The sequence below is a fragment of the Wolbachia endosymbiont of Cantharis cryptica genome (assembly GCF_964277405.1).
Classification (GTDB): domain Bacteria; phylum Pseudomonadota; class Alphaproteobacteria; order Rickettsiales; family Anaplasmataceae; genus Wolbachia.
Window position 1 is genome coordinate 565,971 of the sequence record NZ_OZ195521.1, and the last position, 24,455, is coordinate 590,425.

The 24,455-nt window shown below is 34.7% G+C and carries 19 protein-coding genes and 2 pseudogenes; 13 read left to right on the forward strand and 8 right to left on the reverse strand.

The genetic code is table 11. The features are described from left to right. The first annotated feature begins 52 nt into the window (after positions 1 to 52). The 4 genes from ACICP6_RS02715 (at position 53) to ACICP6_RS02730 (ending at position 4,134) form a co-directional block, all read left to right on the forward strand. On the forward strand, positions 53 to 1,042 hold the full coding sequence (locus tag ACICP6_RS02715) for a ribonucleotide-diphosphate reductase subunit beta (RefSeq protein WP_395463512.1): 990 nt from the start codon (positions 53 to 55) through the stop codon (positions 1,040 to 1,042). A 170-nt stretch (positions 1,043 to 1,212) separates the two neighbouring features. Continuing rightward, positions 1,213 to 2,550 (forward strand): ankyrin repeat domain-containing protein, encoded by a 1,338-nt coding sequence (locus tag ACICP6_RS02720; RefSeq protein ID WP_395463513.1) that lies wholly within the window; start codon positions 1,213 to 1,215, stop codon positions 2,548 to 2,550. Between the two features lie 268 nt (positions 2,551 to 2,818). Continuing rightward, on the forward strand, positions 2,819 to 3,400 hold the full coding sequence (locus ACICP6_RS02725; RefSeq protein WP_395463514.1) for a hypothetical protein: 582 nt from the start codon (positions 2,819 to 2,821) through the stop codon (positions 3,398 to 3,400). A gap of 140 nt (positions 3,401 to 3,540) precedes the next feature. Further along, entirely contained in the window at positions 3,541 to 4,134 is a 594-nt protein-coding gene (locus ACICP6_RS02730; RefSeq protein WP_395463515.1) for a hypothetical protein, read from the forward strand. On the opposite strand, the gene ACICP6_RS02735 is transcribed toward ACICP6_RS02730, so the two are convergent. From ACICP6_RS02735 to ACICP6_RS02745, 3 genes are all read right to left on the reverse strand, one after another. Then, positions 4,129 to 5,007: an IS3 family transposase gene (locus ACICP6_RS02735; protein ID WP_395463625.1), complete on the reverse strand. Its 879-nt coding sequence runs from the start codon at positions 5,005 to 5,007 to the stop codon at positions 4,129 to 4,131. The genes ACICP6_RS02730 and ACICP6_RS02735 overlap by 6 nt on opposite strands. Positions 5,008 to 5,021: 14 nt before the next feature. Beyond that, the gene (locus ACICP6_RS02740) at positions 5,022 to 5,285 is read right to left on the reverse strand and encodes a transposase (protein WP_395462617.1); all 264 of its coding nucleotides are present in this window, start codon (positions 5,283 to 5,285) and stop codon (positions 5,022 to 5,024) included. A gap of 74 nt (positions 5,286 to 5,359) precedes the next feature. Continuing rightward, positions 5,360 to 6,184, reverse strand: a complete 825-nt coding sequence (locus ACICP6_RS02745; protein ID WP_395463516.1) for a hypothetical protein — start codon at positions 6,182 to 6,184, stop codon at positions 5,360 to 5,362. A gap of 92 nt (positions 6,185 to 6,276) precedes the next feature. Here ACICP6_RS02745 and ACICP6_RS02750 point away from each other — a divergent pair. Next, a pseudogene (locus tag ACICP6_RS02750) lies at positions 6,277 to 6,591 on the forward strand (aminotransferase class III-fold pyridoxal phosphate-dependent enzyme); the annotation flags it as partial. A gap of 17 nt (positions 6,592 to 6,608) precedes the next feature. On the opposite strand, the pseudogene ACICP6_RS02755 reads toward ACICP6_RS02750, so the two are convergent. The 3 genes and pseudogenes from ACICP6_RS02755 to ACICP6_RS02765 form a co-directional block, all read right to left on the reverse strand. Next, positions 6,609 to 7,302: pseudogene (locus tag ACICP6_RS02755) on the reverse strand (IS5 family transposase). 356 nt (positions 7,303 to 7,658) lie between these two features. Beyond that, entirely contained in the window at positions 7,659 to 9,110 is a 1,452-nt protein-coding gene (locus ACICP6_RS02760) for an ATP-binding protein (RefSeq protein ID WP_395463517.1), read from the reverse strand. A 428-nt stretch (positions 9,111 to 9,538) separates the two neighbouring features. Beyond that, positions 9,539 to 12,781 carry a UvrD-helicase domain-containing protein gene (locus ACICP6_RS02765; RefSeq protein ID WP_395463518.1) on the reverse strand — a complete coding sequence of 1,081 codons (3,243 nt, stop codon included), beginning with the start codon at positions 12,779 to 12,781 and terminating at the stop codon, positions 9,539 to 9,541. 81 nt (positions 12,782 to 12,862) lie between these two features. Here ACICP6_RS02765 and ACICP6_RS02770 point away from each other — a divergent pair, with 81 nt between their 5' ends. The 5 genes from ACICP6_RS02770 (at position 12,863) to holA (ending at position 16,245) form a co-directional block, all read left to right on the forward strand. Continuing rightward, the gene (locus ACICP6_RS02770) at positions 12,863 to 13,729 is read left to right on the forward strand and encodes a 4-(cytidine 5'-diphospho)-2-C-methyl-D-erythritol kinase (protein WP_395463519.1); all 867 of its coding nucleotides are present in this window, start codon (positions 12,863 to 12,865) and stop codon (positions 13,727 to 13,729) included. A gap of 3 nt (positions 13,730 to 13,732) precedes the next feature. After that, entirely contained in the window at positions 13,733 to 14,098 is a 366-nt protein-coding gene (locus ACICP6_RS02775; protein ID WP_395463520.1) for an Mth938-like domain-containing protein, read from the forward strand. A gap of 1 nt (position 14,099) precedes the next feature. Further along, positions 14,100 to 14,918: a metal ABC transporter permease gene (locus ACICP6_RS02780; protein WP_395463521.1), complete on the forward strand. Its 819-nt coding sequence runs from the start codon at positions 14,100 to 14,102 to the stop codon at positions 14,916 to 14,918. Positions 14,919 to 15,025: 107 nt separating this feature from the next. Then, positions 15,026 to 15,244, forward strand: coding sequence for a hypothetical protein (locus tag ACICP6_RS02785; protein WP_395463522.1), 219 nt, complete (start codon positions 15,026 to 15,028; stop codon positions 15,242 to 15,244). 5 nt (positions 15,245 to 15,249) lie between these two features. Further along, positions 15,250 to 16,245, forward strand: a complete 996-nt coding sequence (gene holA / locus ACICP6_RS02790) for a DNA polymerase III subunit delta (protein WP_395463523.1) — start codon at positions 15,250 to 15,252, stop codon at positions 16,243 to 16,245. A 96-nt stretch (positions 16,246 to 16,341) separates the two neighbouring features. Here the strand turns inward: holA and ACICP6_RS02795 are convergent, their stop codons facing one another. Continuing rightward, complete coding sequence (locus ACICP6_RS02795; protein WP_395463524.1) at positions 16,342 to 17,226, reverse strand: Rpn family recombination-promoting nuclease/putative transposase; 885 nt, start codon at positions 17,224 to 17,226, stop codon at positions 16,342 to 16,344. 738 nt (positions 17,227 to 17,964) lie between these two features. Here ACICP6_RS02795 and ACICP6_RS02800 point away from each other — a divergent pair. The 3 genes from ACICP6_RS02800 (at position 17,965) to ACICP6_RS02810 (ending at position 22,017) form a co-directional block, all read left to right on the forward strand. Then, the gene (locus ACICP6_RS02800; protein WP_395463525.1) at positions 17,965 to 18,396 is read left to right on the forward strand and encodes a hypothetical protein; all 432 of its coding nucleotides are present in this window, start codon (positions 17,965 to 17,967) and stop codon (positions 18,394 to 18,396) included. Positions 18,397 to 18,399: 3 nt separating this feature from the next. Beyond that, positions 18,400 to 19,032, forward strand: coding sequence for a heme ABC exporter ATP-binding protein CcmA (gene ccmA / locus ACICP6_RS02805; protein WP_395463526.1), 633 nt, complete (start codon positions 18,400 to 18,402; stop codon positions 19,030 to 19,032). Between the two features lie 810 nt (positions 19,033 to 19,842). Beyond that, positions 19,843 to 22,017 carry an ankyrin repeat domain-containing protein gene (locus ACICP6_RS02810; protein WP_395463527.1) on the forward strand — a complete coding sequence of 725 codons (2,175 nt, stop codon included), beginning with the start codon at positions 19,843 to 19,845 and terminating at the stop codon, positions 22,015 to 22,017. Between the two features lie 97 nt (positions 22,018 to 22,114). On the opposite strand, the gene typA is transcribed toward ACICP6_RS02810, so the two are convergent. After that, positions 22,115 to 23,944 (reverse strand): translational GTPase TypA, encoded by a 1,830-nt coding sequence (typA, locus tag ACICP6_RS02815; protein WP_395463528.1) that lies wholly within the window; start codon positions 23,942 to 23,944, stop codon positions 22,115 to 22,117. Positions 23,945 to 24,455 lie beyond the last annotated feature (511 nt).

The following is a 24,455-nucleotide window of genomic DNA, read 5'->3' on the forward strand; positions in this document are numbered from 1 at the left end:
ATTCCAAATATTACTTAATATAATATTTACTTTAGAAAATAATAGGTATCTTATGTCATTGTTAGAAGCAGATCCAATATATAAACCTTTTAATTACCCTTGGGCGTATGATGCGTGGCTACAGCAACAAAGAATACATTGGATACCTGAGGAAGTTCCGCTCGCTGATGATGTGAAGGATTGGAAAACTAAACTTTCGAACGTAGAGAAAAATCTACTAACCCAGATCTTTAGATTTTTTACTCAGGCAGACATCGAAGTAAATAATTGCTACATGAGGCATTATTCAAACATATTTAAGCCAACGGAAATATGCATGATGCTTGCAAGCTTTTCCAATATGGAAACCATACACATTGCAGCTTATTCTTATCTTTTAGACACAATTGGCATGCCAGAAAGTGAGTATCAAGCATTTTTAAAATATGATGCTATGAGAAAGAAATATGAATACATGTTAGAATTTGAGGAAAGTAAAAAACACGATAAAAAACATGTGGCTAAGACTCTAGCAGTGTTTGGTGCATTCACTGAAGGATTGCAGTTATTTGCATCATTTGCAATTTTGCTAAATTTCCAACGTTTTGGGAAAATGAAAGGCATGGGGCAGATAATCGCTTGGTCAGCACGTGACGAAACTTTGCATACTAATTCAATTATCACTCTATTTAGTACGTTCATAAAAGAGAATAATGAAATTTGGAACGATGAGTTTAAAGAGGAATTATATTCTGCATGTCGCACTATCGTTGAACTTGAGGATGAATTCATAAAGCTTGCTTTTGACTTTGGAGACGTTGAAGGACTATCTGCAGAAGAAGTACGCAATTATATACGCTACATAGCAAACAGACGGTTAACACAATTAGGTCTTAAATCCATATATGATGTTAATGATAACCCTCTTCCGTGGCTTGATGAAATACTAAATGGCGTGGAACATACGAATTTCTTTGAAAATAGAGTAACAGAATATAGCCGTGCAGCAACTCAAGGAACATGGGAAGAGGCTTTTACTGAAAACGATACTAATGATAAATGAGTGATAATTTTACTCTTTTCACTCTTCTTTGTCATTCCAGCGCTCCTTTCTTGTCATTCCAGCGCGTGACGCTGGAATCTAGAAAATAAAGAAGAACCAGTTTCTTAGGTTTTCATTGACATAATTTACTTCATATGCCATAATAAAATTTTAAAGCTTGGAGGAAAGAAATGCAGGAATTAGCTAGAATACTAATGGAAGTCAATTTTAGCCAAGGTCTGAACAAGGAGAACATAGCCGATAAAATAAAAGCTAAAATAGAAGCTAAGCTAGAAGAAAATTTAGATGAGCAAACTAAGGAAGATTTAGAAAAACATCTTAAAAGGTGGGAAGAAGATAATTTTGATTTAAAGAAATTTCCGTATTGTGATTTGCTATATTTGGCAGTTAAGTTTGATTGTGAAAAGTTAACAGCGGTTCTGATAGAAAGTGGTTTTGATATTAATGATGGAAAGAACTCACCTTTGCATTGGGCTGCTCAATGGGGAAGTCTAAAAGTAGCAGAGCTTTTACTAGAAAAAGGAATAAATGTTGACATACAGAATAGCTCAGGAGAAACACCTTTGCATTGGGCTATTAGACATGGGTCAAAAAATGAAGAGATAGTAAAATTTCTGATACGAAAAAGAGCAAATGTTAATGTGGAAGACCGAGAAGGATTTACTCCTTTACATTGTGCTGCTTACTACGGAAATGTAGAAATAGTAAAATCTCTGTTAGAGGGGCAAGCAATTACTAATGTAAAAAATGAATATGGGAAAACTCCTTTGCATTATGCTGCTGAGCATGGATATGTGCAAATAGTAGAGGCTCTATTAAAAAAAGAAGGGGCAGATGTTGATGTGCAAGAGAAAAATGAAGAAACTCCTCTGCATTATGCTACTAAGAATGATCTGAATTATGTTACTGAGAATAAACAGGTACAAGTAGTAGCAATCCTATTAAAAAAAGGAGCAAAGGTTGATCTACAAAATAAAGAGGGAAAAACTCCTTTGCATTATGCTGCTAAGTATGGATACATACAAGTAGCAGAGGCTCTATTAAAAGGAGGGGCAAGTGTTGATGTACAAGATGAAGAAGGAAGAACTCCTTTGCATTATGCTGCTAAGTATAGATACATACAAGTAGCAGAAGCTCTATTAAAAGGAGGGGCAAGTGTTGACGCACAGGATAAAGGTGGACAAACTCCTTTGTCCTATGAGGGTGGTTTTAATCCAAAAATAACAAAACTTCTACTGGACCATGGTGCAGACCCATCACGCATTCACAAACCTCGAGCCATCATAATGGGAACTGTTGTGGGTATATTAGCTGCCATTGTGGCTCCACTAGTACTTGTTTGTGCTACTGCATTACCTGTACTAGCAATAATTGGAATTACTGTAGCATCTACACTGATAGCTGGTGGTATTGCTTATGGTGTTGCGTATAAGTCATCAGAACATTCATTAAACAGCAAGTTAAGTGAGGTTAGCTGCGATCATAATGTACGTAAGCAAACTGTATAACCATAGTTATTAATTTACCACAACCATGGCATTCTTATACTTCTCTTTGGAGAAACGATTTTCAGATCGTATAATCCACTTTATATGCCATAATAAGCTTTTTAGAGCCCGATATCTAGTGTAAAACAAAGTAAATGGCACTAAGCTGAGAACCACCAGTTCTATAAAATAAACTGATTGACATACTATTTATAGTATATAAACTACTTATATAAATTTAGGATACAAGATAAACCTAAAAAAAGCTGTAAGTATAAAAAGGAGCAAAGTGTTTGGTTTAACTTATTTAATAATGGTGGGAACAGCATCAATAATAGGGGCTATAGTAAGCATTTTAATAGGTCTTGCACTCAGTACTTTGACCAGTCTTTCACCTCTGATAATAGGTGGAATTGTTGGCGGCATTTCTGTAGTGCCGTTAATTGCAGCTCTCATCACAACTCCCCCATCTGCAGATTCACATAATCGTAATATAAGCGAGTCATTAAAAGCAATTGTGTACCTAGGTAGCTTATTTATTGGAAGTGTTGTAACCGGAATTGGTCTCGTCGCATATGGCATTACTCCAATAACCAAATTAGATTCTTTATTGTCTTTATCAACCACGGTAAATTCTTTGTTAGCTATAGGAGTTATAGCACTGTTATTTCCAATTATAGCTGCAACTGGAGTAGGTATTGCAATTAAGATCGCCGAAGGAGCTAAGAAGTACATATCTAACAAACCAGCAAAACCACCAGAGGAAGATCCTAAATCTTCTCAACAAATAGAAGAGCCATCAGAACATTCATTAAACAGCAAGTTAAGTGAGGTTAGCTGCGATCATAATGTACGTAAGCAAACTGTATAACCATAGTTATTAATTTACCACAACCATGGCAATGTTTGTATTTTCTTGAAGAAACAGTTTGTAGATTGATATAATTTACTTTAAAATACCATAATAAAGTTTTAAAGTCTGGAAAGACTGCAAGTACAAAAAGGAGCAAAGTGATAGCAATAATTTATTTAGCGATGCTGGGGATAGCATTAATAATAGGGTCTATAGTAAGCATTTTAATAGGTCTTGCACTAAGTACCTTAACTAGTCTTTCACCTCTGATGATAGGTGGAATTGTTGGCACTATTTCTGTAGTGCCATTAATTGCAACTTTCATAAAAACGCCCTTGTCCGAATTTGCGGATTGCAATGATTATCGTATAAGTGGTTTAATATTAAAAGAAATTGCGTGTCTAACTGGCTTATTTATTGGAAGTGTTGCAGTTGGAGTTGGCCTTGGTAGTGTTGTTCCAATAGTCAAAGTAGATTCTTTATCGTCTTTATCAACTACGATGAACTCTTTAATAGCAATAGGGTTTGCAGCACCAGTACTGCCAATTGTAGCTGCAATTGGAGCAGCTATTGCATTAGATAAAATTAAGAAACTAATAAGGCCACCAGAAAAAGAACCTTCTCGACTAACAAAAGAGGAGTTACAGAATTTATTGAACGAGTTAAGAGAGGTTAGAATACTTGAGCAAGCAGCCAGGAGACTGACCTTACCCAGAAAAAGTAGAGAGGAAGTTAAGCCATTTTTATTATGAAAATGATGAATCAAATTTCTCAGGAATGCAATAATTAATAGTAGAATGTCTACGCTGTTTGTTATAAAAAATTTCTATGTACTCAAATATAGCAGTTCTAGTTTGCTGAGCAGAGTGTTGCGAAGTATCAATAAGAAGCTCCCGTTTGAGTGAGCTGAAAAAGCTTTCAACAACAGAGTTGTCATAACAACAGCCTGTGTGACTCATGCTGGAAATGATGTTTTTTGTGTTCAGCAAAAACTGATAATTTTTAGAGGTATATTGTGAACCTTGATCACTATGAAATAGCAGATCTTTGGCTGGTTTGCGCTTATCAACAGCCATCAATAAAGCATCTATAACTAATCGCTTAGTTATTGTACTACTCATTGACCAGCCAACTACCATACGTGAATATAGATCAATTATTGCTGCCAAATATAGCCATCCATCCTTAGTTTTTATGTATGTAATATCAGTTACCCATACTTTATTTGGCTGACTAGTAGTAAAGTTTTGGTCCAATATATTGGGAGTTATAACCCTATTGTCAGTCTGCTGTTTTTTGCTTTTGAATCTTCGCCTCAGTCTAGCTTGAATACCATTTTTTTGCATGATATCCTGCACTGTTTTGATGTTGCAATTTTTACCTAAAGCCTTTAGTTCAGCATGAATCTTAGGTGCCCCATATCTACAATTAGATGCTTGGTATATTTTTTGAATGTCTGCTAGAAGCTGCTCCCTTGTTAATTCTTTGCTGCTTTTCTTCTTACTAGTCCATTTGTAGTAGCCGCTAGCAGATACTTTCAAAATCCTGCATAACTCCTGTACTTTATAGTAGTTTCCATGCTTTTTGATAAATAAATATTTTACTCTTTGTGACTTGCAAAATATCCCAGGGCTTTTTTTTAAATGTCTCTTTCTCTAGTAACTCTTGTTAGTTCTTTCTTTAATTCAAACTTTTCTTTATCACATGGTGCCAACTTTCCCTTACCAGGAAATGCTTCTTCTATTGATCCTTTTTCGTTATATTTTTTTATCCAGTCACTTAGTGTACTGTTATCTATTCCTAAATCTTTAGCTATTTTGCTTGCTGACTGCCCCGTTTCCTTTACCAACTTTATTGCCTCTAATTTAAATTCCACTGTGTAATTTTTTCTGTTCTTTACCATAATAAGCCCTCATAATCATGTTTTATTTTACTTCAAAAATGGCTTAACTTCCTCTCTACTTTTTCTGGGTAAGGTCACTTCTTGCATTCGCTATTCTCATTTGATATGCAGCCAACGTACTGATCATCTAACTTATTATCTAACTCTTTATCTAACTTTTTTACTGTGAAATAGCTATTTTTCAAGCTCTCTATTTCATGAAAAGGAAATAACTGAAAGTCACCTCTAAACATCGGAACAACGTTATTCAACATGCCAACCTTATTACCAGTGGAATCATATACTTCAACGCTCTGATAAGAGCTGTATACAAATTGCGATCCTTGAAAAAATTTCTTTCCAGTTCGTATTGTAAGTCTATTATTAGGGGAAGTTTCAAGATTTTCTAAAATCAGACTTATATTTTTACTACTAATTATATCTTTTGGATCTATTAAAACCTTACTATTTTCTAGTAATCGATAGCCAATCTTACACCTTTTATGATTATATGTAAGAACATATTGGTCATTTATCTTCTTGCTAGGTATACGACCAATAGTCGCTATATTATTGAAAATTGTACCATCACGACTTCTATCACTTCTATCATAGTAATAATAGTAAGGTCCATCTGAATCAGTAACTAAAGCTAATTTGTAATCATTTCCCACTCTTTCTAGCTTTAGTTGTGGCCTTTGAGATAAATAATCTAGTACCTCTGACCATACCCCTTTTCTGTTACTATAGTTAATTATAACAAGACGCTGATCTCCAGGATCGTCAGTGATAACATAAGATGTAGTAGGTAAACTAAGTGTTGTTTTGCTACCTATCTTTACCCTAGCAGTTACTACATTACTTGCACCACTACAGGCACCACCTGCAGGAACACCCTCCTTTTCTAGTTCAAAAAGCACTTTTGCCTCCTTTGCAGCCTATATTTTAGCTATAGTTAATTTACAAATATCAATTTTTGATTAATATTATAAATAATATCACAATACTTAAAATGGATCATATCGTTAATGCGTATAATAGATTTAAAATTCCTATAGTCAAAGGAAAAGAGGTATATCTTTTTGATAAAGATGGTAAAAAATACTTAGATTTTGCTGCTGGTATTTCTACAACCTCTTTGGGGCATTGTCATCCATACATTACAGATAAGCTAAAAGAACAATTGGGTTCATTATGGCACTGCTCTAATATTTTCACTATTCCTGAGCAAGAAAAGCTTGCTGAACGTTTAACAGCACTTACTTTTGCAGACAAAGTTTTTTTCTGCTCAAGCGGGCTTGAAGCAACAGAAGCCGCAATTAAATTTAGAAAACCCATAAAAACCTAAGATGTTTTGTCAAATCGAGAAAAAATACGCCTAAAATTTTTAATTTTACCGAAAAAACACTCAATCAAATGACGTTCTTTGTAGATATGCTTATCATAATATCTCTGCACTTTTCGATTCCGTTTGGGTGGAATAACTACTGTACATCCCTTACTTTCGAGACTTGCAACAAAAGCATTGCTATCATAGCCCTTATCAGCAACTACAGTGGTATTATAGACGTTTTCAGTTAATGTTGCTGCTTGTGTAATCTCATTTTTTTGACCAGCAGTTAAAGTAAATTTCAGCGGATTGCCAAGTGCATCAACAAGTGCATGTATCTTGGTCGTGAAGCCACCTTTACTTCGCCCTTTGATCCTTGGAGTATTTTGTATAGCCAGCTGAACATTGGTGGGCTCTAACGATCGTACCGTCAATTATGACAGCTTCTAGATCTGGCTCTTGTTTTGTGTACTCCAATAAATTCTTCCAAATACCCTTTTCGTACCATCTCTTAAATCATTTATGTACACTTCTATAATTGCCATAGATTTTAGACAAAAGCCGCCACTGGCAACCACTTCGTGCCATATACCACACTGCTTCTATGAATATTCTTAGACGTTTTTCGTCTTTGCTATGCATTCCTTTTACGCCTTTTATGAACTCTAAAATTTGTTTCCAATTTCTTTCTTTTATATAATATTCCATTCGGTAGTTTCTCCATTTTTGTGTTCATTTGGTTAAACTACCACTTTTTTTCTCCCTCTTTATATTTTTTGTCCACAGAGCCTAGGGATTATCCTATTGAATTCTATGATATTATTTTTTGTAACATTGTTATAGACGCCAATACTGAAAATAGATATTAATCGGGGTTTCTTTTGCCTTTTTTCTGCCTGGTAAATTTCTTAAACATTTATAGCTAATTGCGATCAAAACACAACAAGTAATAACGCGTGACACACAACTGTACGAACATTGTTATAGTAAGAGTTCACGAAAGATGTCATCTGGAATCTTGTTCCAATGTTAAACAACACAAAGTTGAAAAAGTAGAGCAAGAATTACTTACAATTCAATAGCTCTCCAAAATCAATTATGTTTGAAAAGTAATCACTGTCCATAACATCATCACTCACACCATTAACATGAATAAGGACTGGACGACATGAAAAGCCTTTTGGACGCTTTAGTGTATCTATTTTCTTTTGTACTTCTTGTATTATTGGATGACCGATTTTATTTTTTGAAAATTTGATTTCGCAAATGTAGAGAGTGTTAAACCTTGTTTGAATCATGTAATCAATTTGACAACTAGCACCTGTCTTCCTCTGAAAAAATGGATTTTCGCTTACTATTCCATCAATTCTCAAGATATTATGTATGCTCTTTCTATTGTTAAGCACCAAATTTTCAAACTGAAGTCCAATAATTGTATGCCACTCTCCTGGAGGTGCGAGTAATCTCATAGAGTAGGTGTCACGATTAATTTTTCCTAGATTTTTTTCAATATATTTTAGATAAAACCTTAAATAATTATCTTGAAGTCTGTACCTCCTCAATCGTGAATCAGTACCCGTTTGTATATTCCAAGTGTGATCCTTTGCAATAAAACCGGCAAGCTCAAGCTCATATAGATACTCAGAAATGCGTCCGTGTCTTGCAATATTTAAAGCAGTACAAATTTCTTCCTGTTCTTTAGCTCCAGTAGAAAGAGCTCTCACTATTTGCTTATAAAAAGCTGTTTTTCGCATGAATAGATCTGAAAATATTTGGTCAAACTCCTCAACTAAAAACCCACCTTTTGTAAAACAAAGCTTTTTAATATTTCTTTCAGCACTGTGTCTAAAATTTACCTCTTCTAAATATTTTGGAATTCCACCGGTTACTGCAAGCACCTTAAACTTTTCGTATGCTGAAATATTTTTGGGCCAAAATTCATTGCAATCAGAAAGTGATAACTCCCCGAGTGTTAAAGTCAACGATATTCTTCCTACAAAACCAGTACTACTAAGTATGTTTTTTTCGATCCAGGATGAAGCTGATCCACAAACGACAAAAATTAGCTTGTTATTATTTTTTAGCTGTGTATCCCAAAAATTCTTTATTTTGCCTAAAAAAGTTGGATCTTTTGAGCCCATCCAAGAAATTTCATCAAAGAGCAATAATATTTTGCCAGATAGTAAACGTTCACCAACTGCCCATAGTAAGTCACTCCAGTCGTCATATCTAGCAAAAGATGTATTAAATTGTCTAGCAACTTGTCTAGAAAATTCATTAAGTTGGTGGGATGTTGTAGTATGCTTTTCTGGTGGCAAACCTGCAAATGAGTAATGTTGTTCGAAATGTTTACCAAACTCTTGAATTAAACGACTTTTTCCTATACGACGTCTTCCTTTAACTACTACAAAAGACGCAGTATTTTTTTCTGTAAGCTCCAGTAGTTGCTTCAACTCGGTTTGCCTACCAATAAATGATGGAGACATAAAATACGAAATATCAATCTTTGTCTCCATTATACATGATGAAATTGGAGACGTAAATCAATAAATTTCGATCTTTGTCTCTATAATGCTAAATTGTTGATATTACTGCTCTTTTTTTATATCACATTTTTAACGTATCTGTTTAGGGGCATTGCAAATATTGAAGCAAAAGTGGTCAGTGCTTGACACTGGAATAACGTCCTCCTTTGTCATCCGAGTAGCCGACACTGGAATGACATCACAGGGGCACTGGAATGATACTACTATAGAGTGAAATGAGATCCCAGTGTCACGCACTGGGATCTCATCATAGGGGCACTGCCATTATAGAGTGAACCAGTGTCTGGCTATTTGGATGACAAAAGGAAGGGGCACTGGGATGACGAATTTGTCGTTTTTTAAATTGTTGCTAAACCAGAATTACTTTAGCTATAGATTCTTTTATTGCACTCCCGCAATCAAGTTTCATCAAAATTAGATTGCAGGGTTAAATTTTCCACCCAAATAACTACGCACTCTACCTGCTTGTTTGGATATATCTCTTGTACTAAGGTTTGATAGGTTAACATTTGCTTTTTTATTTCATTTAATGAGGACGTAGAGATGTTACGGTGTGATTTATAGTCAATTATGATTGCTTTATCTTGCGTTATGCATAGCCTATCCAGTCGTACTAATACTGACTCGCCATCGATTATTCCACTCAGTGTAATTTCTGATTTGCCCTCTAAGTCAAATAAGTAATCATATTTTTCATTAAAGGCTAATATTTTACTGTAAATTTCATCCTTATCTTCTCTGGTGTTTACATTATCAAGGTATTTTCTTACCCAATTTTTTCTCCTGTCTTTCTCTATCTTAGGCATATACTGCAATATGCTGTGGATTATTAGGCCTCTTGCGTAACCATCTTTCATTTCAGCGCTACTTTTTTTGTCATCCAAGTAGCCAGACACTGGTTCTTTTTCACTGGATCCCAGTGTCACGCACTGGGATGACAGGAGAGGGCGCTGGAATGACATTGATAGGTTTGGTGGAAGGGAAATGACCGGAACATCGAAATAATCACGTTTTTTATAAATATAAGGGTAGCTTGCATTCACACATAGCACCTCAACTTTTTCTTTAAATATTGGCTGTAAGTATGCTTGTTTCTTTTCATATGGCTCTCCATATTGAGTGATTAGATCATACCAAGAGCCCTTTTGCACTGGCTCTTTACCTAAAATGTATAACTCATCTTCAGCACGCGTGAGTGCCACATATAATAAACGCAAATATTCATTATAATCCTCTAGTTTTCTCTCTCTTTTTACTTGGTCACAATAAGCGTTGTTGTTCTTTCCACACCAAAATGGTGCTTCCATTGCATCAAAAACAATGCTTTCGCTGTTTCTTGGCACTGTGTTTGTATCAACCAAAAATACTATGGGAGCTTGCAGACCTTTTGATTTATGAATTGTCATTATTCGCACAGCATTGCGTTCTGATTGCATATCATTTTTAATCTCCGGATTATTCTCTTTGATCCACTGAACAAATGCTTGAAGAGATGGGTTCTCAAATTGCAACACAAGGTTAATAAATTCGTCTAGGATCTCAAAGCACTCAAGACCTAACCTTGCAGCAAATTTCTTCTTACCTGTGCGCAGTATATGTGTGAATAATGTAAGAGGGGATTCTATGCGAGATAAGTTAATGAGATAGTTTAATTCACTATAGATAACCACAGAATAATCCTGAATTCTTTCCCATAGTGAATGCTCTTTGCGATCGTATGCAATATTAAATAAATCATCCTCAGTGAAATTAAATAGTGGTGATTTTAAAGCGTTTGCAAGAGCCAAATCATTTGCCGGAAGGAGCAAAAATTCGGCCAAAGCTATTAAGTCCTGCACAGCTATATAATCCATAATCCTAAAATAGTCCCGTCCTACAACTGGTACATTTGCTTTTTTAAGCTCGCTTATTACGTAATCAACTAACACATTTCGCTGTCGTACCAGGATCATAATGTCTCTTGGTTCTATATGGCGATCTTTAGCGACTAAAATCCGCCCTTCATTTAACCAGTTGTGAATTTTGTGAGCTATTGCCTGAGCAAGCAATCGATCTGTTATTATATAATCTTTCCTATGTGTTAAATGAATTTGTAAGGCTTGCTGCTCTTTCTCTTTGCACCTTGGTAATAACGGCCAAATTTCAATGTATCCTTGATCGTTTTCTCTATGTGGAACATGTTTTATTTCATTATCAACAAAAGATATCTCTTCACGGAAGTTGTTAAATAATCTATCTACGAGTGTTAAGATTTCTGGAGTGGAGCGAAATGATTTTTCAAGTTGGTATGATATCCAATCTCTGCCACCAGTTTTTGTGTGAAAGTATTGTTGCATGTAGTTGAATAGGTGGGGATTTGCTCCTTGAAATCTGTAAATGGACTGTTTTACGTCACCAACAACAAACAAGGTTCGCTTTTCATCGTTACCGACAAAAAATTCATCGCAGAGATTTGTTATAATTTTCCACTGACTGATGCTATTGTCTTGCGTCTCATCAACAAGTATATGATCTATTTTTTGATCCAAGTTAAACAGTACCCAATCTTTATAATCTGGATTGCTGAGAAGATTTGTTGCTAAATCAATTATATCATTGTAGTCAAGTAGTGCATTCTTTGATTTTTCGCTACTGTATAGATCAACATATACTTTAAATATCCTAAGTAAACTACTGGTTCTCTTGAATATTTGATAAGAGTTCATGTCTCTTATATGGGTAAATACTACATTCTGAATGTTTTCTATTATCTGTTCTGCATCTCTGAATTTTTCTAGAGTACTCTTTGTTATGATGGATGATATGCTCTTTTTTTCGTGCGATTCTGATTTTAAAAAGACCTTGGCTAGGTTTTCTATTCTGGTGTCATGCAAGTAGCTAACACTGGAATCTATATTGTTACACCAATCATAGAGCATTACACTGTAATTCTGATCTCTTTTACTGCCCTCGCTTAATATCTCAGCTAATCTTTTTATGTGCTCAGTCGTCTCACTCTGTAAATCATGAGTTTCATCTGGAGCATTGAGTTTATCTTTAATATATTCTAAATCGTTTGCTAACACCGATCTTTTTACACATAAGGTATAAAGCAAATTGCGTAGTTTGTTTTCATCAATTTCAGTTGCAATGAAATTCATACTATCTTGCACAGCCTCATTATGAAGCACTTTATCAAATATGATGGAATGTAATTCTTTACATTCACTTAGCGTACAATTTGGAGCAATGCCAGCTTCTAGGGGAAAGCTAGAAATTAATTTGTAACAAAAAGCATGTATAGTCTGTATAGTTAAACCAAGATTTTCCAATTCAGAGAAAAGCCTTCTTGCTTGAGTTAAGTAACCTTCATTTTCTCTAGATCCCAGTGTCGAGCACTGGGATGACGTCGAAAAGAAGTCTAATTGTTCTAAATCTGCTATTAATACACTCTCTGAGCATATTGACCACTTACTGAGTATGCTGTGAATGCGATTCTCCATCTCATTTGCTGCAGCATTGGTAAATGTTAAGCAGAGAATATTTTTTTTGTTTTCTAATAAAAGTCTTAATACTCTGTCTATTAAAATTTTTGTTTTCCCTGTACCAGCGGATGCATTTACCCATACAGACAAATCAGGATTTATAGCATTTGATCTCATCAGAAGTGTGAAAACCGTATAAAAGTTGACTAAAATAGCATTATAAATATAATGTAAAAGTAGTATTAGTGAAGATATATAATGAAAAGTTTTTGTGTAAAGGCCCCTGCAAAGATTAATCTTTTTTTATATGTTATAGAAAAAAAAGAAACAGGGTATCACTTAATTGAAGGCTTATTTGTCTTTGCTAATCTTTCTAATTTCTTGGAAATAAAAGTAGATGAAAAGGATTTTAGATATGACAACTCTATAGTTGAGTTTATAAATTCCGAGCTCAAAATAAGTAACAAGTACAACACTGTAATGAGAGCGGTTAACCTATTACTTAGATATGCTCCTGTACGTACCAAAGTTATTGTAAAGGTTGTAAAAAACATACCAAGTGCTGCAGGTTTGGGCAGCGGCTCCTCAGATGCTGGAGCTGTGATACGTACGCTAGGAAAGTTATGGAAAATTGATAGATCAATCTTAAATGAAATAGCTTTAAGTGTTGGTGCTGATGTTCCTGCAAGTATAGATAGTAAGCCAGTTTTAGTTAGAGGTATTGGTGAAGAATTGTGTCCTATTAAAGAGTTCTCTTTACCCACAAATGTAGTACTTGTGAAGCCGAAAAAAAAGTTTTTGAGTACACCAGAGGTATTTTCCAAATATGAAGGGAATTTTTCCAAGCCAATTGAATGGAGTAATGACACTGAAAAGGATTTGTTAAAGCTTCTTAAAGAGACGAGAAATGATCTTCAAGAAATAGCAATAAGTCTTGTCCCTGAAATTAAGGATGTGATATTAGCACTGGAGTCACAAAAAGGCTCTATACTTTCTCGCATGTCAGGCAGTGGTGTAGCATGCTTTGGAATATTCGATAGTGAGGAAAATGCAAAAGTTGCTGCAGTTAATATCAGAGAAAAACAGCCAGAATGGTGGGTATGTGATACTCAATTAATAGTTTGATTTATGGATATAATTCCTTTAGTTTCTAAGAATAGAAACCTTATAAATGATTACAAGGAAGGAAAATTTTTGGTAAACAATCAAGAATACTATGGCTCAATTATAATTTTCCCTGAAAAAGTGATTGAATTAAAAGAAAGTAATATAAATAGCAAAGAGCATTTTGAATCTTTTTTAACGGAGGAAATAGAAATTTTGTTGATAGGGACTGGTAAAACACGCAATATACCAAGTTCTTCAGTGAGGTCCTATCTTATGGAACAAAAAGGTTTAAATTGTGAATTTATGACAACCGGTGCAGCATGCAGAACCCATAATGTTCTGATATCCGAGGACAGGTTTGTTGTCACTTATCTAAAGACTATATAGCATGTTTGAAATATTTACACAGGACTTTTTTATCAACAGCCTAATTGCGATAGTTATAATTAGCTTAGTAACGGGTGCTTTAGGATCATTTATGATATGGCAAAGATTATCGTATCTGGGTGATAGCTTGTCTCATTCTTCGTTACTTGGTATTGCACTGGCTTTAATATTTAAGATTAGCCCGTCAATAAGTATAATGCTTATAGCAATTGCATTTGCTATACTACTTTCCCTTAATTTTAATAGGTTATATTCTGTTGATACGATATTGAACATAGTTACCAATGTAGTGTTATCATCAAGTTTAATACTGATGTCCTTTCTTCCATCGAGCAATAGCAGCATTATTAGCTCGCTATTTGGGGACATATTAACACTGGAACAGAGTGATATAGTATTAATTTTTTTAACCTCAATAGTAGTTGCTCTGATATTAATATTTAGATGGCGGCACTGGCTAATGATTTCAATTAACCAAGATTTGGCAATAGTTGAAAAAGTTAACGTAAATTTGGTTAGGCTAGAATTCTTAATTACTCTCGCTATATTTATAGCAGTGTCTGCTCAATTAATAGGAATATTACTTATTGCTGCGTTTCTGTTAATACCGGCTGCATCTGCAAGGCTCATTTCAAAAACTCCAATGCAGATGATTATTGTTGCAACAGTTTTTTCTGTGATCTCTGGAATATCAGGCCTTATATTATCTGCAAGTTTCGATTTATTAACTGGACCTGCAATTATACTTATAGCAGCTACATATTTGATTGTTGCTTATTTCATAAGGTTAGTATTAAGTAGGTTGGCAATGATTTGGTAATATATTAATTATAAGGTACAAATATTTTAGAATAAAAGTGAAATAGTCTTTGCTATATTGTCGTTGGTATGCTAATAATAGACTTTTAATTTTATGGAGTAAGTAATATGACCGAAGAAGGATTTTTTTCCAACTATATATCTCGACCTATAAAAAAAGTTTATAATTATTTTACAGGAAAAACAAAAGAGTCGGATAATGTGAAAAGTACGGCGGATGATCTGCAGAGTACAGCAAATGATGTGCATGTTAATTTATTAGAAGAAAGCGCAGACTTTTTAGTTAATCCAGATATTATCCCACCAACGGGCGACCATATCATATAGAGATTATGAGGATCACACCATCCAAAGTTAAAAAATTCCTAGAGAGACCTGATGCTTTAAGTGGTGTGTTAATTCATGGAAGTGATAACAGTAGAGTTGATTTCTATGTACAAGAAATAATTGCCAGTTTGGGTGAGTATTCAGTTCAGGTGATGGATTTTACAATAGTAAATAAGTCGCCTGGTTTATTACTTTCTGAGTTGGCAAACATTTCGATGTTTACCAACAAAAAATTAATTAAGCTAATAAATGTAAGTGGGGGTATATCCAAAGAGTTAAAAAACGTATTGGATTATAATACAGGTGGTCATTATGTAATGATGATAGCAAATGATCTTCCATATAATTCTGCAACTAAAAGTTATATGGAAAGCTCGAAAATTTTTGGTGTAGTTGCTTGCTATAAGGACAGCAACAGCAATCTTTATGACATTATATCAAGTTACTTGAAACAGAATGATATAAAATATACAAATGAGATAATCTACCATTTGCAATCTTACTTTAATCATAGCAAGCTGCCCATATATTCAGAACTTGAGAAATTAGTTTTGTACCTAGGAGAGAGAAAAGGTCTTGAGCCTGCTGATATAGAATTATGCTTTTCAACTTTCGGTAACGATTATGTCACACTTGATAATCTGTGCTCTGCTATAGCAAATAAAGATATGGCGCGCTTTATCAAAATTTCCGATACATTGATATTACAAGAGAATTTTTCACCGATAGCGCTAATTCGTATTATATCAAATTATTTCCTACGCCTTGAAAACGTTTTGCTATCAATACAAGGTGGAATGAACGAACAGGCTGCAATTGATCAGCTAAATCCTCCATTATTCTTTAAACAATTGCAAAGCTTTAAATCCCACCTAAAAATTTTTCAACTTTCAGAACTTAAGAAGATCTTAGAAAAGTTGATAAGCTTAGAAGTTACCTGTAAAAAAACTGATTTAGATCATAAAATGATTTTTCAACATGCACTGATGTCACATGAGTAGATGACACTGGGATAGCACCGTCATAAAGTGTCACGCGCTACCATTTGTTATGTTTAATAAACTTGGCTTCATGTTAGCTATAAATGTTTAAGAAATTTAGTAACCGTTCACACTTAATTCTTCAATCTCACTAATAGAAAGGCCAGTAAACTTGACAATAGTGTTGACATCAACATTATTAGCCAGCATTGCTTTTGCAACTTCAATTTTCCCTTCCTTTTTACCAATTTTTTTACCTTCTTCAGTAGCAAGATCAAGTCTGTATTCAAGGATGGCTTCTTCTTTGCGTAGATCCATTATTCTTTCTTCATAAGCTACTAGATCTTTTTCATTCCAGTTAAACCTGTCTAATTCGTCATATGCTTGCTTTATTATTGGTGATTTTTCCGCAATTTTCCTGAGATCTTCGTCCGTTGTTTCATCTGCATATTTGAAAAAAAATAGCCAACGGTCTACTATGCTTTCCAGTTGTTCTTCTCTACTCTTAGGAAACTTTGGTAGCTCTATAAAGATAAATTGAAAATCTTTTAAGTAATGGCCGTTGGTTTTTTCGTCTCTTATGGTATGGCTAGATATATAATCAAGTTCTTCAGGAAATAGATTGCAATTTGAAATCGCAATAAAGAAAATCTTCTTTAAATCAATGTACTTACCAGATTTATCAGCTTGTCTTGAGTAAGCCTTAGCAGCATACAGTTGAGCGCGTTTTTCAAAGCCCTTGTCGCGAGCGAGCTGCATCTCAATCACATATCTGGCCCCACTAGAATCCCTGCAGAGAACATCAACGATGCTTTGTTTATCAGAGGCAATTTCAGGGTCCATAATAGTGCTGAGAAATTCCACTTCTTGTATAATGTTTATCTCAGTAAACCCTAAGATATCATTTAAGAAATGGATAAGAATATTCTTATTTTTTTCAGTGCCAAATATTTTTTTGAAGGTCAAATCTAGCTTTGGATCAAGAAATTTTGAAATGGCCATAGCAAGAGCGCTTAAAAAATATTAATAATTATACACTATTATTAACAATTATTCAACCTTATTTTTGAAGATAGCTAGTTTCTGTATTTACTTTTATTTGAAGAAAGCTCAAATGAAAGATCGTGTTTTGCTAAAAATCACAGAATGCAGTCTAACAGTGAACGGTTAAGAAATTTACCAAATGGGAAAAAAGGCAAAAGAAACCCTGTGGTATTTACTTTTGTGTCGAAATATCGGCGTTTTTTTTATTCTAAAACGCTTAATAAGTGCGACTTAGCTGCCTTTTAATTGCAACTAACCTTAGCGATAAACGTTTAAGAAATTTACTAAGCAGAAAAAAAGGCAAATAAAACCCTAAGTAGCTAGTTATTCACTACCTATTTTATAAGTTGGCGTTTTTTAATGTCTTGTAACGCTTTTAAGCGCATTTTAGCTTATATTAGGTAAAAACCTAGAAGTTTTATAAAGACATAAGATGCACATAGTGCAAAAAATTAAACATGACACGCCAGATATACTAAGTTTTTTTGTCGTTTTATCTGCACAGACTGAAGATAAATAAATAGCTTCAGTTCCATAATAAGAGGACTGGCGGGGTTTGTCAAGAAATTTCTTCCAACGCGCTGCCAAAAGTTTGTTATGCAAGAGGTCTACTGTCTTTATTCAGACAAAAAATTGCAAAACTTCTATAATCATGGTATAATAATAAGGGTATTTTTAATGAATTAGATACAGAAAATGCCGCTTGCACAGATCATAATATATAGCATAACATTACTTGCTGTAGCCGCAGTATTTCTCTTTTTTAGAAAAATATATAAGGATCGAATTAGGAAAATCATATTTCCTAAAAAAGTCCTTAAAGAAGAGTGGGAAGAAGATAGGAAATACAATGAATTGTATCAAAAAAACAAGCAAAAAGAGCTGATAAAACGTCAAGAAACACTACGCGAGAATCAAAAAGATGTGCAAGTTTACAAAGAAGATCCAGAAATAGTTGACATTGCAAAACCAGTAGGTAAATGGACAAAGATGGTTATGATGGGTAATGGTTTAATGCAGCGTTTTGCACAATTGATACATAGAGAAGGTGGTAAGAAAGGATTCTGGGAGCTGTTTGTAAAAGCTCAGGCTTCAACTCAGGGTAAACATAAAGGGAAGGGCAGATAATTCATGTTCGAATGTGAAAATTTATCCTGCACTCGTAATAACAAAGTATTATTTAACAATCTTAGTTTTAAAGCTGAGCCAAAATCGAAGATCTTAATCACTGGTCCAAATGGTAGTGGTAAAACCAGCTTAATTAGAAGTTTATCCGGACTCTTGCCACCAGTATCAGGCAATATAAGGTACTGCGGAAAAGACATATATGATGACCCAAAATCCTATATACCTTCTATGGTTTATGTAGGGCACAAAAACGCCTGCAAGGATAGCTTAACTGTTGCTCAAAACATAGAATTCTGGGCAGGAATACGAAATACTAGAGAATTGATTATGGCAGCTATTTGTTGTTTGCAGTTACAGCCTGTACTTAATATTAGATATGGTGAACTTTCTGCGGGTTGGAAAAGAAGAGTTGCACTTGCTCGCCTCTTGATTTCTAATGCAAATATTTGGCTGATAGATGAGCCATTTTGTAATCTTGATAGTGCAACGTGTGAATTAGTGCTGAACCTAATCTCGATACGCTCTGAGCAAAATGGTATAGTAATTATTACAGGACATAGCTCTACGGAGCAATTGTGTGATTTTACAACGATCGATATATGTAATTTTACCCCTATGGAACATCATACATATTAAGGTAAAGTCACTTGGAGGAGGAAAGCGTGATTTGGTGTTTTTCAAGCTAAAGTCAGCGCTTGTGAAGGTTACTTAATTCATTAGACTTCTTGCATAACAAACTTTTGGCAGCGCGTTGGAAAAACCGCTTGACAAACTCCGCCAGTCCCCTTACTATGGTACTGAAGGTATTCAGTTATCTTCATCTGTGCAGATTAAACGAAGGAGTATAACGTAGTTGGCGTCTTATTTTTAATTTTTTGCACTATGTGCACCGTATGTCTTTAATAAAACTTCTAGGTTTTTACCTACACAAGCTGAAACGCGCTTATAAAGCGTTTAAGACAGTATAGTACGCCAATTTGCAGGATTAGAGAGTAAGTACTATCTAACACGGAATTTCTTTTGCCTTTTTTCTGCTTAGTAAATTTCTTAGCATTTAAGCTAAGGGTCTGTTGCAGTTTAAAAGTCGCTAAATTGCAGCGTTTAAGACTAAAAAAACGCCAATACAGAAAATAGACAGTGACTAGGGCTTCTTTTGCCTTTTTTTAGGTTATGCAAGAAGTCTATTGATGAAAAAGATTTTCAACCCCGCTTTTGCTATAAATCTACCCTGATTTTTCTTTGCTATTCTCAAGTGAATTACTATTAATTTAGTATCACATTCTACTAAGGATTTAAACAATATAACCATCTGTAGCTGCAGTCTTAAGCGAATTTGCAACGTTGTTCAATTAATAACAAGAATTAGTATTAGTGAAAAAACTATGCTTGCATTAGCTTTACTTATACTACACACTATACATAATATCTTTATAGATTGGGGTAGATATGGTAAATAAGGAGCAAGCTCTTAATGGAAGAACAAATCCAGAAATAAAAAAAACTAATTGTTCAAAAGAAGTGATAGTAGTTACACCAGAGAAGCTAGAGCAAGTGGATTATGAGTATAAGTTGATTAAAGAATCTTTATTTCCATTTCCTAATTATGGCTCTTCCTCATTTCGTGATCTCCATTTAACAGATATTGTTGAAAATTCATTTGATGGTTCTGCTCAATTTAATCATTTAATGTGTACATGGTTTGTTGACATATCTCATTTAACAAAAAGTCAAAAGAAATTAAATAAAGAATTATTAAATATTCTTAACGCAGACCCATATACTAAGGATATCAATTACAGAGACAATAAAGCAGGAAATGATTATATTACGAGACTTGTAAAGTTTTTAAGAAAAAATAAAAACAATCAAGATTTAGAAACTGTTCTTAACCTTGAAAGAGGGGAATCTAAATTGACAGTATTGCATGCACTATCGAGTATGGCTTGGAGAAGTAGAGCATATGATTATTCTGTGGATTTAATCTTAAGAGCAGGAGCTGATCCTAATAAAAAGAATGATAGAGGGAAGACCCCCTTACATTGTGCTACTGGGACTTATAGTATAACTGCTCTACTAAGAGCAGGAGCTGATCCCAGTATACGTGATAGACAAGGGAAAACTCCTTTTCATTGTTGTGCTGCTCAGCCTAATAATATAGCTTCTTTCCTAAGGAAAGGAGTTGATATTAATATAAAGGATAGCGAGGAGAAAACACTCTTGCATTACGCTGCCGAGATTGGTTGTGATGAGAGTGTAAATTTACTACTAAAGAACGGAGCCAATTCCAATATATGTGATAGACAAGGGAAAACCCCTCTACAAGTTGCAATTGATAATCACAACTACCACATTGAAGAGTGCTTTTTAACTGATAGTCAAAAGAGGCTGAGTGAAGAGTTATATTATAACATAATTAAGAGACCTGGAAGCTTAACTGAAAATCTAAAAGAGTTTTTGAGGAAACACAAGAAAGAAGATTTAAAAGTGGTTTTAAATATTCGGAATAAGGGCGAAGATTCAAAAGTGCTTAATCATTGCATTGTTTTGCTCAATCCACAAGTAAAAGACTTACTTTTGGAAGCAGGAGCAACTGACTTCAAAAGGTTAGATAGGGAAGAGAAACCTAGGGATTTATGGGGTAATTTAATACCAAAGCAGCAGATAATACTGAATGAATTTTTTAGTGAAGTATCTAAAGCGCAAAATATGAACCAACTAAAAGAAGTTGTAGACAAAGCTATAAAATCTGGAATAAGGTTTAATTTTCCTAAACAATTTTTTCAAGATAAATTGGTGTGGGAGTATAGTTTTGCAGATTATGTAATGCAAAGCATCGGTATATTAGAAAAGAATCCTAAAGTTGCTAGTGATATAGTATGTAAATTGGTATCAAAAGGAGCATTATTATATTACAAACGTAGTATGGATGTAATTGATAAACTAGAATTAGCATTTCCAGACCACAAAGTCAAGATGAAAAAAGCCTATGAAGAACGTGTCAATCGTACTCTGAAGCTTATGGAAATTGTTAAAAGCGCAACTGATGGTATGGTAAAAAGTGCAATAATAGATAACTTTTCTGCTTTCTATTTAGAATGTTCAGGGGATAGCAGGGTAAATGTTGCAGAGATTACAGATGGGGCAAGGAGTTTAGGGCTACCTCAGGGAAGCATAGCATATGGAAGAAATATAATAAAAATCGGCAAAAGTGAAGTAGAAATTATAACGGCAAATGGTATAAGGAATTACACTGACCTTGCTGATGGTAGTGATATAGTAGTAACTTTTCACACCAGTTTGGGAGAATTAGAAGTTAGATTATATCCTGATAAGCAAAATAAAGACCTAATAAAGGTAGAAGTAAGAAATCAAGAAATGTTGAAGGAATTAAAAGATTGTGAAGAAGAAATAGGGGAGAATTGCTCATTTGGTAGGTATTCGGTTTACGATGCTATTAAACAGGGATATTTTGAAAGGCCTGGTCAACCTTCTGAAACAATGAGCCTACCTAAAAAAGTTTCAGAAGAAGTAAAAGGTTTACAGTGTGGCAATATAGTAAGCTCTTCATTAGATGATACATATCCTCAAGGAGCGTTTAGGCGGGGAGGAAGGTCACCATGAGCATGCATTCAAAATACTACCTTACCCAGATGGTATGAATAAGTATTGCTTGGTTGAAAGCAAGAGAATATAATAACTTCTCAGAGTGGAAATCTCTCTACTCCTTATTTTTTGCCCTTCCTGCACGTTTACGTTCATTTGGATCAAGAAATTTCTTACGCAAACGTATAGATTTCGGAGTTACTTCCACCAATTCATCATCATCTATATACGCTATCATATCTTCTAGAGTCATTATCTTTGGTGGAGTGAGTTTTATAGCTTCATCACTACCTGATGCTCTTACGTTTGTTAATTGTTTACCTTTTAGTACGTTTATCTCCAAATCATTGTCACGGCTATGCTGACCAACAATCATACCACAATATACCTTGTCTTGTGGCTTAATAAACATAATTCCTCTGTCTTGCAAATTGAAAATTGCATACGCTACAGCTTCACCCTTATCAGTAGAAATTAAAACTCCATTGCGTCTTCCGGAAATTGGTCCTTTATGTGGAGCATAACTATGAAATAAACGGTTGATTATACCTGTACCCCGAGAATCAGTTAAAAATTCTCCTTGATAACCAATTAATCCTCTTGATGGCACTAAAAACGTTAATCTTGTTCTGCCATTACCAGAAGGCCTCATATCAGTCACTTCACCTTTTCGGAAGCTGAGTTTTTCCATAATGATTCCACTATACTCATCATCTACATCAATTACCACTTCCTCTATAGGTTCAAGCTTTTTACCGTCTTCTTCTTTAAATAGCACTCGAGGGCGTGATACCGAAAGCTCAAAACCTTCTCTTCTCATATTTTCAATTAACACTCCAAGCTGCAGCTCACCACGTCCACCTACTTCAAATGCCTCACCGCCTGGTGCAAAAGTCACAGTAATTGCAACATTTGTTTCTGCTTCCGCGTATAAACGATCCTTTATAACAGTGGAAGTAAGCTTTGTGCCTTCTTGTCCAGCAAAAGGTGAATCATTAACACTCAGAGTAATCGCCATTGTTGGCGGATCAACTGGAGTTGAGCTTATAGCAGTTGTCATTTCTGGCGCAGAAATGGTATCTGAAACCGAAGCTTTTTCAAGCCCTGCAATTGCAATTATGTCACCTGCTATAGCTTGCTCTATTGGAGTACGTTTCAAGCCAGAAAATGAGAGTAACTTAGTCAATCTTCCTCGTTCAACTACTTTACCGTCCAAATCAAGTACCTTAAGATCTGAATTAACTTTTGCGATTCCTTGATAAACTTTCCCTGTCAATATTCTGCCAAGAAACTTATCAGATTCAAGTAGAGTGACCAGCATAGCAAATGGTGCATTTTGATCATAAACAGAAGGTTTTATATAATCTGTAACCGTTGAAAATAATGGGCTTAAATCTTTTCTTTCATCAGAAAGCTCCTTAGCACACCAGCCATTTCTACCTGAAGCATACAACACTGGAAAATCTAGCTGCTCGTTGGTTGCATCAAGGTTAAAAAATAACTCGTATATTTCATTTAATACTTCGTCAATTCTGCTGTCTGGTCGATCAACCTTATTGATTATCACAATTGGCTTCAAATTTGCTTTTAGTGCTTTTGATAACACAAACTTAGTTTGCGGCATTGGACCTTCTGCAGCGTCAACCAGCAGCAGCACGCCATCTGCCATGCACAATACCCTTTCCACTTCTCCACCAAAGTCTGCATGTCCTGGTGTGTCAATAATATTGATTTTTTCATCACCCCACATTATTGATGTGCATTTTGCAAGTATTGTAATCCCGCGCTCACGCTCTTGATCACCACTATCCATCACTCGCTCTTGAACTTCTTGATTCTCGCGAAACGTGCCACTTTGTTTTAACATGTTATCAAGTAAAGTAGTTTTCCCGTGGTCAACGTGTGCAATTATCGCAATATTACGGATCGATTTAAATTCATTCATTTCTTATCATTTCAAATTTAATTTAGTAATAAGTATACATCCAATATACCTAGAGTAAATAGACTTCTTGCATAGGCCACAACTATTATAGCTGTCATTACAATAGAAACGGAGAAAATTGCTTGACAAACTCCGCCAGTCATCTTATCATGGAAGTGAAGCTATTGTATTTGCTTTCGCCAATCTGCAGATTAAAAGGTAAGGATTACTTAAGGTATCGGCGTCTTATGTTCAATTTTTTGCAGTACATAGGTACTGTATGTCTTTACAAAACTTCATCTACATCTAGGTTTATACCTAAATAAGCTGAACGCGCTTACAAAGCGTTACAAGACATCAAAAAATGCCAATACTCGACAGAGATAGTAAAGGACTAGCTAACTCGGGTTTTCTTTGTCTTTTTTTCTGCTTGGTAAACTTCTTAAACACTTGCAGCGTAGGTTAGTAGCGATTAAAAGCGGCTGAATCTCGCTTGTCAGGGGTTTAAAACATAAAAAACGCCAGTACTTTA